The sequence below is a fragment of the Alcanivorax sp. HI0083 genome (assembly GCF_001635175.1).
In genome coordinates, this window is the sequence record NZ_LWFX01000040.1 from 1 (window position 1) to 1013 (window position 1013).

Below are 1013 nucleotides of genomic sequence, written 5' to 3' on the forward strand. Positions count from 1 at the left end.
GCCTGGGCTTCCACTTCCTCGGTGCTCTTCTCTTCACCGATACGGAAGGCCGCAAAGCCGGCGTGGACCACCTGGTTAACCGCCATGCCCAGCACGCGCCCGTTGTAGGGGGCGATAATGGCGCTGCCCGTATTGCTGATCGGGTCGGTGACGGTGCCGAGAATCTGGCCCTTTTTCACCTTGTCGTTGAGTTTTACCTCGGAGAGCAAAATCCCGCCCTGGCTGGCACGAATCCATTCCGACTCGAAGAACACCGGCTGCGGGGCGCTCCAGAAACGGCTGGCCTTACGCATTTCCAGGTTTTCCAGCAGGGTTTCGATGGCCTGCACGCCATAGTTCACTGCCTGGGTTTCCAGCCGGTTGGGGCCACCGGCTTCCATGGTCACGGCAACAATGCCGTCTTTCACCGCGGCATCGCGGAGCATGCCGGTGACGCCGGGGCTGTGCAGCACTGTCATGCCGCCAAAGTGCTTGGCAAAGGCGACCACATCCTGGTTATCCAGATCCGCACGTAGCTGAGGCAGGTTGACCCGCTTCTGGGAACCGGTGTGCAAGTCCACCAGGTAGTCGCAGTGGCTGACGATATTGCCGAACAATGAATGAGCCACGCGACTGGCCGCGCTGCCATTCTTGTTGCCGGGAAAGTAACGGTTCAGGTCGCGGCGGTCGCTCAGGTAGCGGGTACCACTGCGAAAACCGTCCAGGTTGACGATGGGGACACCAATCACGGTGCCGGCCAGTTGATCCGGTTCCAGTTCGTACATCAGGCGGCGGACCATCTCGATGCCGTTCAGCTCATCGCCATGGATGGCGGCGGTGAGGCAGAGTTTGGGGCCGGGTTTGTCACCGTGGGCGACCAGTACCGGTACCGGCGTGGCAATGGACGCGAAGGACTGATCCGGTGTCCAGTGCAGGGTGGCGAAAGTGCCGGGTTCCACTGTCTGGCCCAGCAGTGGCAGGGCGGAGGGTTTTTTCGGCTCTGCCTCGGCGTTGCCAGACTCTTCGTCTGCATC

The 1013-nt window shown here is 61.6% G+C and carries 1 protein-coding gene; it reads right to left on the reverse strand.

The window, feature by feature from the left end; all coding sequences use genetic code 11:
* Window positions 1-1013, reverse strand: a 1013-nt coding sequence (locus A3754_RS00440) for a succinylglutamate desuccinylase/aspartoacylase family protein (protein WP_063518547.1), incomplete at both ends; no start/stop codon positions are given.